This window comes from Pedobacter sp. UYP1 (assembly GCF_040547305.1).
Lineage (GTDB): Bacteria > Bacteroidota > Bacteroidia > Sphingobacteriales > Sphingobacteriaceae > Pedobacter.
The window spans coordinates 1-11,748 of sequence record NZ_JBEPPL010000030.1 but is presented as its reverse complement, the minus strand read 5'-3'; the positions used below and the strand labels follow the sequence as shown (position 1 = coordinate 11,748).

Sequence of the window (11,748 nt, the reverse complement as noted above, 5' to 3'; positions counted from 1 at the left end):
GTATTGTGGCACACCGTCATGGTCAGCGCTGGGTACAGGATTACCAGCAGAACCGGGAAGAACTGGAACGGGGTAAAAGTGCAGTCAAAGAAGGTGGTGTTTACCTGATTACCGGCGGGCTTGGTCAGGTAGGTTTTGTACTTGCCGCTTACCTGATTGAACATTATCACGCCAAATTGATTTTAACCGGGCGCAGGGAACTGATAGCCGATGGGAGCGAAGGGTCTGGAGAGGACTGGATGGAGAGGTATAAGCGTTTGAAGGCGATGAGTAGTGAGGTGAGTTATTTCAGTGTGGATGTGAGTGAGGAGAAATCCTTTAGTGCTATGGTGAAAGCTGCTGAGCAATCGGTTGGAGTGATAGATGGTGTCATTCATGCAGCAGGCAATATTGACCATCAGTATTTTGAGCTGATCGAAGATATTACGATAGAGAAGGCCATGGCGATGTTTTCTCCCAAGGTGGCAGGTATAGAGAATCTTTACCGGGTATTCAAAGACAGAGATCTTGATTTTGTATGGTTAACTTCAAGTTTGTCAACTGTTCTGGGTGGTTTGGGGTTTGCATCTTATGCTGCTGCCAATTCATATATGGATCATTTTGTTGCAGCCAGGTCGAAAGAATTGCCAGGGTGGAAAGCTGTAGGGCTTGCAGGTATGGCTTTTACTGAACAGGATATAAAAAATGAGAAAGATAATTTGAATCCTGTAGAAATAGCGAGTTTATTTAATTGGAGTTTACTGTCTTCAGGTAGCCAGATTATATTCGAACATAAATCTGATTTGAATAAGAGAATAACTGAAGTTTATTATCCACGAGTTTACAAAGGAGTTAACCATCAGTTAGAGGAGGACGATTTTATTAAAATTAAAAGACCACATCTTTCCACTTCATATGTTGAACCTGGAACACCAACGGAGCAAAAATTAGCATTGCTTTTTGGGGATTTTCTTGGAATAGAAAATATTGGTCTTATTGATAATTTTTTTGAATTAGGTGGTGATTCATTAAAGGGAATGATGTTATTGAAAAGAATAAAAAAAGAATTTAATGTTAATATCACATTGAAGGACTTCTTTTTGAAAGTTAACGTTGAAGGAATCGCTGCAAAAATTGATGAAAATATATGGATTAATACAGAAGTGAAAACTGAACATGAGATAATAATTTAAGGTTGATTATGCATCGGGATATCGACTGCATTTTATTTTAATAAAAATATTAAATTAATTGTTTTTCTCTGTGGATAATACATATTTTATTAGTAGTTTAACCAAGTAATAACAATGAAATCTATGAGTTGATGGAGTATTTATTAAAGGAGTTAAAGGATAATAATATTACGATATCATTAAATAATAATGATTTAAAAGTCGGTTTTAGCGGCAAAACAATCCCTGAAGCACTGATTGCAAAGATAAAAGAGAATAAAAATGCCTTAGTAGAATACCTTGGTAGCTTAAACCATAAGCTTGATTTTGAGATTGATAAAGCAACCGTTAGTGATAATTATCCGCTTTCATCTTCTCAACGCAGACTATGGGTGCTCAGTCAGGATGAAAGTGCCAGTATTGCTTACAACATGCCAGGTATTTACTTTTTTGAAGGGAATTTGAATATCATCTCATTAGAATATGCTTTCAACACACTAATTAATCGTCATGAAAGTTTACGTACAGTATTCCGGGAAGATGAAAATGAATTAGTCAGGCAGTATATATATAGTCCGGAAAAACTGCAATTCAGTATCAGTTACCAAAAGACAGTAACGGAAGAAGATCTTCAGAAGTGTATTCATAATGAGCTAACTAAGCCTTTTGATCTGGCTGCTGGTCCTCTTATAAGGGTAAATCTTTTTAACACTGACGACAAGAAGTGTGTGCTGGTATATATCATGCATCATATCATAAGTGACGGATGGTCTTTGAATATTCTAACCAGTGAGCTATTGTCATTATACGAGTCCCACAATCAAGGCAGACAGGCGTTACTACCACCCTTACGCATTCAGTATAAGGATTATGCAGTATGGCAGCAATCCAGTTTAAATAATGAAATCTTAAGTGTTCAAAAAAAATATTGGTTAAAACAGTTTGAAGGAAAATTACCAGTAATGGAACTGGCTAAGAGTAAAATCCGGCCGAAAATACGAACGTATAGCGGCAAAACAATTACAAGAGAGATAAATTCTGATTTAAGCAAGGAATTAAAGATAGTCTTACAGCAGCAAAGTAGTAGCTTATTTATGGGACTATTAGCAATAGTTTATACTTTACTTTATAAAAATACAGGAGACGAAGACATTATTGTTGGTAGTCCAATCGCTGGAAGGGAAAATATAGATTTAGAAAATCAGATTGGTTTTTATGCTAATACTCTTGCATTAAGGACGCAATTCAATAGAGAAGATAGCTTCAGTAAATTACTTGGAATTGTAAAAAGAGTGACAATGAATGCTTTTGAATTTCAGCATTATCCATTTGATGAATTGATAGAGGCCTTATCCATAATGCGGGATACCAGCAGAAATGTTTTGTTTGATGTCTGGGTTGTATTGCATAACACAGTTATGAAAAAAAATATGACAAAGCGGTCTGTGGGACTGCCAGAAATAACTGGATATCAGGGTGATCAGCATGTCATTAGTAAATTTGACTTACTTTTTGGATTTAGTGATACTGATGGACAGATCAATGTTGCTATAGATTATAATACTGATATTTTGAGTCACAAGGAAGCAGAAAATTTAATTGATCAATTTGAGAAAATATTAACAATTATAATTAAAAATCCATCATTAAAGCTTCTGGATATCGCCCAGATGATGAATGAAGATGAAAAAGAAAGACAAAAAGAACATTTGCAGAATGTTCGAATGAAGAATTTAACAAATCTTAAAAACAGAGGTTAAAAATATGCAAAACAGGTTGTCGAAGTTAATCAATACGCAGGCTCAAAATGTGACCAGTACTTCAAGGGTCAATTTTTCATTTCTATCTGAAGAAATAAGTTATCCATTAGTTGTCAGTGCGAAATCACCCGGCTTGATCTTGTCTGAATGGGTTAGTGAAAATCGCGAAGAATTTAATCAGAAACTGAAATTGCATGGAGCCATTTTAATGAGAGGATTTAAAATTGACACTGTGGAAAAATTCCAGAATTTCATTAAAGTATTTGATGTGGCCCCATTAGAATATAAACAACGCTCATCACCACGATTTGAAGTAGCCAGAAATATTTATCATTCGACAACATATCCTCAGGATCAGCATATTAATATGCATAGTGAAAACTCATACGCATTTAATTGGGGCAGAAATATCGTTTTTTGCTGTATCCAGCCTGCGGAAGAGCTTGGCGAAACTCCTATTGCTGATAATAGGTTAGTTGTTAAATATTTAAGTGAATCTACGAGGAAAAATTTTTTAAATAAAGGTGTTAAATATATAAGAAATATCTCGCCTGGAATTGGTCTGCCATGGGAAGAAGTCTTTCAGACAAAAGAGAGAAAAGTGGTGGAAGAAGAATGCGTGAAATCTGGCATGGACTATAGATGGGAAGAGGAGAACAGGCTGGTTTTGTCGTGGAACAATAAAGCAATTTATAACCATCCTGATACAAATGAGCAGATATGGTTTAATCATGCTTTCTTTTTTAATAAGTACGCGCTAGGTGATGATGCATTTAACTCTTTTGAAAACGAAGATGATTTGCCTTTTAACACTTATTACGGAGACGGAAGTGAGATAACGAAGGCAGAAATTGAAGAAATCAGGTTGGCTTATGCCAAGGCAACGGTTATGTTCCCCTGGATTAAAGGTGACGTCTTGTTCCTGGATAATATGATGAGTGCCCACGGCAGGAGTCCTTATAAAGGGGATAGGGAAATAATTGTTTCAATGTTTTAACCAATAAGTATGAACGTTTTAGATATTCAAAAGGGATATGAACTATCTCTTAATCAAAAAGAGCTATGGAACTCTTATAATGAAAATATTAACCACTACTACAATCAACTTATAATTTCAATTGATGGGCCGCTTGATGAAATTAAACTTCTGGCAGCTACAGAATCAATAATTAGTAGGCATGAGGTACTTTCCTCAAAATGTATTTTTAATCAAGCTTCTATATTTCCTTCTCAAATTTCATTTGAAGATTCAAAAACTGACTTCTTTTCTTCTGCTTTACTGAGCGGGACAATATCAGATGTTATTAGTGAATCAAATAAATATCTGGATTTTCCATACAATCCCCTTTCAAATGAACCCGTAAGATTTTATTTGGGAAAATTATACGCAGACAAGAGCTTTTTTGTAATGCGATTATATTCACTCTGGGGGGATAGCTATAGTTGTGACTTGTTTTATAAAGAATTATATAATGAATATTTCAATCTTGAACAGGAAGAAAATAACATCATTATATACAGTAATTTTTCACAGTGGCAAAATGATCTTACGAATGAACCTGATGAAGTAGCTATTGAATTCTGGAAGAATTATAATAATATTCCAAAGACGGATCTCTTTCCTCTAAAAGAAAGGAAAGAAAGCTCTTTTTCTCCTCAGCGCGTAGAATTACTGAATTGGGGAGGAGATAAGTATAAGGAAATTAATAGTTTGTCTGTTTCATTGAATTCAGGTATAAATGACTTATTATTCGGGGTATTCGGTTCTTATCTGACAGGTTTTTCGGATGAAGAAATTACGATAGGATATACTCCGTTCAAAAGAAATTATAATGAGCTGGATTATACATTAGGCCTGGTCACCAAAACACTACCTGTTAAATTTAACAGAAATGATAACGGGGATTTACAAAAAACAGTTACCGCACTTAAACAGGTAATTGATGAGGTAATCTCTTTAAGTGACTATTTTTATCTGGAAAACCCGGCAATTTCTTTTTTTGACTTTTGCTTTGAATATATAGAAGTTAAGACATATGATCCTGTAAATGATAAAAACATTCATTTTCAAAGGTCAGATTATTATAGTGTAACCAGCACATTTTTAGTAAAGCTTTTCTGTGTTGATTATGGGGATAGAATTGCATTTGATTTATATTATGATCAGAGTAGAATCAGCCCAGTTGAAATACAGCTTTTAAGTGCTCAGTTAAAACAACGGCTTGAAAATGTTTTTACCGGAAAACTAAATCAATTAAGTGATTTTGAAGAACAAATAATTTCCGCTGCTAATTTTACAGATCAGCAGTTCAATCCTGATCTGACAGTGCTTGATCTTTTTGAAACACAGGTCTCAAAGAACCCTGATCATATAGCAATAGTCCATGGAGGTAATACAATAACTTATAAGGAGCTTGATGAACGTTCAGGTCAACTGGCCGGCTATCTTAAAAGCGCATATACTATAAAATGTAATGATTTAATCGGAATAATACTGGAGAGATCTCCTCAGATGATCATTGCCATATTGGGAATAATCAAATCTGGTGCTGCTTATGTACCTATTGATCCTGAATATCCTCAGCAAAGAATCAATTATATACTTTCAGATTCCCGTGCTAAACTTTTAATCTGTGAAAAAGATTCTCAGCAGCGTATTTCTAAAGAAACAGGAATTGCTGCCTTATGTATAGATGATGAATTTCCAGATGGAAACGATAATAATACATTATTAGAAAAACGTGATGCATCAGATCTGGCCTATATTATTTATACTTCAGGATCGACAGGTAAGCCAAAAGGTTGTTTGGTAACCCATGCTAATCTGGCAAATTATATACAATGGTCAAATGCGTATTATTTTGAAGGAAACGATTTTGGAAACTGGGGATTTATAACTTCAATTTCATTCGATCTGACAGTAACCAGCTTGTATACCTCACTCACAAGAGGGAAGAAAATAATTATTCCGGATAGCCAGCATCATGATATATTATCTCTTCTTGAAGATAGTTTTACTGACCCTGATGTAGATACACTAAAATTAACGCCTTCTCACTTATCCCTGCTTAACGGACTGAATATATCAAAAACAAATGTGAGTATTGTGATCTGCGGAGGAGAACAATTACTGCCTGAGCAGCTAAACGCCGTATGGAAGATTAACAAAAACATTATAATTTATAATGAATATGGACCAACTGAAACAACTGTTGGCTCCTTGATTAAAAGGATAGAGAAAGATGATTCCAGGATTTTAATTGGGAAACCAATAGCAAACACCAGGGTGTATTTATTAGATGACAAGAACTTAATGTCTCCTATAGGACAGCCGGGTGAAATTTGTATAGGAGGAAATGGAGTATCGGATGGTTATTTAAATAATCCTGAATTAACTAAAGAAAGATTTATCGTCAATCCCCTTAATCCATCCGAAAAGATATACAGAACAGGTGATATAGGAAGATGGGATGCCGATGGAAATATTGAACTGTTTGGAAGGAAGGATGATCAGATTAAAATCCATGGTTATCGTATTGAGCCCGGAGAAATTGAAACTGCGCTGCAACGTCATCCAGCTATTGAAACAGCAGCTGTAATCGCAAGGTTTACAGCCGCAGGAGAACAGGAATTAGTCGCTTATATTGTAAGTAAAGAAAAAATAGATATTACCGGTTTACGCGCATATGTTTATGAAAATCTGCCGGTTTATATGTTACCAAATAAATTTGTCCGGCTGGAAGCTTTACCATTAACAACTAATGGCAAACTGGATAGAAAAGCTTTACCGGATCCTGAAGGATTGGAAATTGGCGGTGGTGCTGATTATCTGGCTCCCCGTAATGACTTAGAGGAACACCTGGTATCAATTTTTGCTGAAGTGTTGAAAAAAGACAGCATAGGAGTAAAAGATAATTTTTTTGCTTTGGGAGGGGATTCAATCAAATCTATTCAAATGGTATCCCGTATAAAGAAGCGGGGATATGCCCTTACAGTACGTGATGTCATGCAGCATCCTGTGCTAGAGGATCTGGCCAGACAATTAAAATTATTAACTCGTATTACAGATCAGGGAGTAGTGACCGGGACGGTTGTTTTAAGTCCTATCCAGCACTATTTTCTGAGCCGTACTAATGTTAATCCTCATCATTTTAACCAGTCAGTTTTATTAGAAAGTAAAATTACTATCTCAGAAAGCGGTTTACGAGCTGCTTTGGATAAGCTGGTTGCACACCACGATGCACTGCGTATGGTTTACCAGCAGGAATTATCAGGCTGGAAACAGGAGAATCTCGGACTGGAACATAACTATTCACTGGAAATAGTTACTGTTATTCCTGAAGGTTTTAAATTTGAAGAATATTGTAACCAGGTACAAGCTGGTTTTGACCTGTCATCCGGACCTTTGTTTAAAGCTGTGCTTTTCCATGGTGAATCAGGGGACCGTCTGTTATTGGTCTGCCATCACCTGGTGATCGATGGGATATCGTGGCGTATTTTATTTGAAGATCTATCTGCTTTGTACGGACAATATAGTTCGGGTCTTGCACTGGAACTTCCCCAAAAGACAGATTCTTTTCTTTACTGGCAGCATCAGCTTGGTTTATATGCAGGCAGTGCAACGCTGCAAAAGGAGCGTGCTTACTGGAATGAGATTAATTCGATAGCTTTAACCTCGCTTGAGCGTGATTATAAGGACGGTAGTAATCTGGTCAGAGATATTTCCAGTGCTTCATTTACGCTGGATCAGGAAGAAACTACACAATTAATGACTGCTTGTTATCATGCGTATCAGACCGATACTAACGATATTTTACTGACAGGACTTAGTTTGGCATTGAAAGATATTTTTGGACTGAAAAGAGTGTTGGTTAATCTGGAAGGCCATGGTCGTGAAGATATAGGAACTGACATTGATGTAAGCCGTACAGTAGGCTGGTTTACTACAATATACCCCGTATTGCTTGATCTTGGCGAGACCGGAGAGTTGATTTCTAGCTTGGTTTCAGTAAAAGAAAGCTTACACCGAATTCCTAATAAAGGAATTGGTTACGGTATTCTTGCAGCAGTTGGCGAAGAAGAATTTTCTGCAGTACATCCAGAAATTACATTTAATTATCTTGGAGATTTCGGATCTGGCGTGGAAGGTGCGAATGGAGAAGAGCTATTTAGCTTCAGCGGCGAAGCTCATGGAAATGATGTTTCGGGTGAAATGTCTCGCTGGGAAGTATTAAATATTTCTGGTATAGTTGCAGAAGGTTGTTTACGCATGTCGATAAGCTATAGTCAGCAGCAATATTCAGCAGCTAAGATTACCCGTTTACTAAAATCTTATGCGCAAAATTTAACAAGCCTGATCAAAGTACTGGCTGTACACAAGCAAACTCTATTGACACCTGTAGATTTAACTTACAACAACCTTTCTTTAGCACAGGTTCATGTATTAAATAGTGACTATAAGCTATCGGACGTATACGCTTTAAGCCCTTTACAGGAAGGTCTTTATTACCATTGGTTAAGTAACCCCTCGTCTTCCGCTTATTTTGAGCAGATGAGTTACCGTTTACAAGGTGCGTTGAATCTTTCTGAATTGTCATCTGCCTACGAAGCTCTTGTTTCCCGTCATGCGGTATTAAGAACTTATTTTGTACCGGACCTTGCGGATCGTCCACTGCAGGTTATAACAAAAGCAGTAAATTCCTTGGTATATATTGATGCATCCAAAGAAAAGTATTTTTCTGTAGAAGATTACAAACTAAAAGATAGAGAAAAAGGATTTGATCTTCATTCTGGTTCGCAGATGCGCTTAACAGTACTGTTTTTAGGAGATAATACCTATGAATTTATCTGGAGTCACCACCATATTCTGATGGATGGATGGTGTGTAAGTATCCTGATTAAAGAGTTTTTCCAGTTATATGAATGCCTATTATCAGGCAAAGATGCTTTATTACCAGTTGTTCATCCTTATGCTGATTATGTAAAATGGTTAATGGCTCTGGATAAAGAGGTTTCGATTGGTTACTGGCAAAAGTACCTGTCTGGTTATGAACCGTTGACTGGTCTTCCTAAAAAGACCTCAGCAAAGGGTGATTATAACAGGCAGCATAATAGCTTGCGCCTGGAGGGAGATTTACGACTGGCAGTGAAGAAACTATGTGAGAAACTGAGCGTTACTGAAAATACTTTTATACAGACTATTTGGGGAATTTTGCTCAGTAGCTATAATTATAAAAATGATATTGTATTTGGTGCTGTTGTTTCCGGAAGGCCAGGTGAGATCCCTGGTATCGAAGGGATGATTGGACTATTTATTAATACTATTCCTGTACGGATTGAAATTGAAGAAGATAACTCTTTCAGCGAATTGTTAAAATCTGTACAAAATTCGGCAGTTGAAAGTTCAGATTATCACTATACACAACTGGCTACTATACAGTCTGCTGCTTCTCATGGCCAAGCCTTATTTGATCATATACTCGTTTTTGAGAATTATCCGGTACAGGAATTAGTTGCACGTGAGCTGGAAGAAGAGGATAATTCTCTTTCTTTGTTATCATCAGAAATATTTGAGCAGACAGGTTATGATCTGTCACTAATTATCCTACCTGGAGCTGTAATTGAGGTTCATTTTGAATACAATGGAAATGTTTATGAGGATTCAGCTATTTCAAGGGTAACATCACATTTAATGCAGCTGATCTCAGGAGTTGTCACAGATCCATCGGTAGCAGTTAAAGATCTTGACTGTTTAAGTGCAGCAGAGCAATTCCAACTGCTGGAAAGCTTCAATGATACAGCGTTGTCTTATCCGAAGGATCAAACTTTGGTTAATTTGTTTGAGCAACAGGTGGTTATATCAGCAAATGCGACGGCGCTGGTTTTTGAAGACCGGGATTTGAGTTATGCAGCCTTGAACAGCCTGGCCAACCAGCTGGGAAATTATCTGCGTTCTATCTATCAGGTAAAGCCAAATGAACTGATCGGGATCTGCCTGGAGCGGAGTGAGTGGATGGTTATTGCGATATTGGGGATATTGAAAGCTGGTGGAGCTTATGTTCCTATTGATCCGGGATATCCGCAGGAACGTATCGATTATATGCTGACCGACAGTGATTGTAAAGTGGTGATTGATGAAGCAGAACTTATAAAGTTCCGGAACTCATTGGTGGCTTACAGTACTGAGAATCTGGAAGTAGTGAACAGTCCTGAAGACCTGGCTTATGTGATTTATACTTCTGGAACCACAGGGAATCCAAAAGGGGCTTTACTCGCCCATTATAATGTGGTTAGCTTATTGAAGACCGATCGGTATTTATTTGATTTCAATGCTGCTGATGTATGGACGATGTTCCATTCCTACTGTTTCGATTTTTCGGTGTGGGAGATGTATGGCGCATTACTATATGGCGGTAAACTGATTGTTGTTGGAGCTGCTACTGCAAAAGATCCACAAGTCTTTTTGAAATTATTGTCGGAATCAAAAGTAACGGTGTTAAACCAGACGCCATCCTCTTTTTATAATCTTCAACAGGAGCTATCAGGAAGTGCGGACCTGACATTGGCGTTACGCTACGTGATTTTTGGAGGTGAGGCCTTAAGTCCAGGCAGGCTATTATCCTGGAAACAAATTTATCCTGATACGCTTCTGGTCAATATGTATGGTATAACGGAAACAACCGTGCATGTGACTTATAAGGAAATTGGAATAGCTGAGATCCACAGTGGGATCAGTAATATTGGTAAGGCTATACCAACCTTAAATTGTTATGTGCTGGATAAAAATGAGCACTTATTACCAGTGGGTGTTTGGGGTGAATTGTATGTTGGAGGAGCTGGAGTTTGCCAGGGTTATTTAAATCTTGCAGATTTAACCACCTCCCGTTTTGTCCAGACTTCTTTTAGCGGATCAGGGCGTTTGTATCGTTCGGGTGATAAAGTTCGATTACTTGAAAATGGGGAAATGGAGTATGGTGGACGTTTAGATAATCAGGTAAAGATTCGTGGTTATCGTATTGAGCTTGGCGAGATTGAAGAGTCGCTTCGAAGTTATCCGGGGATCGATGGGGTTGTGGTTACCGTTCGTGGTGGAGCAGAGAAAGAGCTCGTGGCTTATGTGGTTAGTAAATATACTTTGAGTGTAACCACTTTACGTTCTCATCTGAGTACAATTCTTCCAGACTATATGTTACCTGCGCATTTTGTACAGATAGATCATATCCCATTAAATTCTAATGGAAAAACAGACCGTAAATCCCTTCCTGATCCTTCGGGACTGGGACTGGGTACGGGAATTGAATATATCGCTCCGCGTAACGCAGCTGAACAGGTACTCTGTGCTGTATTCTCGGATGTGCTGAAAAAAGAAGGTATTGGGGTGAAGGACAACTTTTTTGCACTGGGCGGTGATTCGATCAAATCAATCCAGGTGGTTTCGCGTTTGCGGCCAAGAGGTTATGTACTGACCGTTGGGGATGTGATGCAGCATCCGGTGCTGGAAGACCTGGCCAGGCAGGTGAAACTGGTGAGCCGCGTTGCCGATCAGGGACTGGTTACAGGAAGGGTTGAATTAAGTCCTATCCAGCGTTATTTCCTGGAGGGTACTGCTACAGGCCATCACCATTTTAACCAGTCGGTTTTACTGGAGAGCAAAGAGGATCTTTCAGAAAGCGGTTTACGGGCTGTTCTGGAAAAGCTGGTATCCCACCATGATGCCTTGCGTATGGTTTACCGTGAGGGTTTATCAGGCTGGGAACAGGAAAACCTGGGACTGGGATCTGGTTATTCGCTGGAGGTGGTTACTGTTACAGAAGGCTTTGAATTTGAGGCTTATTGTA

The 11,748-nt window shown here is 37.9% G+C and carries 4 protein-coding genes; all 4 read left to right on the top strand.

All coding sequences use genetic code 11. The annotated features are described in order from the left end of the window. On the top strand, positions 1 to 1,172 hold a 1,172-nt coding region (locus tag ABIB30_RS26985), incomplete at its 5' end, for an SDR family NAD(P)-dependent oxidoreductase (RefSeq protein WP_354306120.1). 131 nt (positions 1,173 to 1,303) lie between these two features. After that, the gene (locus ABIB30_RS26980; RefSeq protein ID WP_354306119.1) at positions 1,304 to 2,911 is read left to right on the top strand and encodes a condensation domain-containing protein; all 1,608 of its coding nucleotides are present in this window, start codon (positions 1,304 to 1,306) and stop codon (positions 2,909 to 2,911) included. A 4-nt stretch (positions 2,912 to 2,915) separates the two neighbouring features. Further along, positions 2,916 to 3,908, top strand: a complete 993-nt coding sequence (locus ABIB30_RS26975) for a TauD/TfdA family dioxygenase (protein WP_354306118.1) — start codon at positions 2,916 to 2,918, stop codon at positions 3,906 to 3,908. A gap of 9 nt (positions 3,909 to 3,917) precedes the next feature. Continuing rightward, the coding region (locus tag ABIB30_RS26970; protein WP_354306117.1) for a non-ribosomal peptide synthetase at positions 3,918 to 11,748 on the top strand (7,831 nt) is incomplete at its 3' end.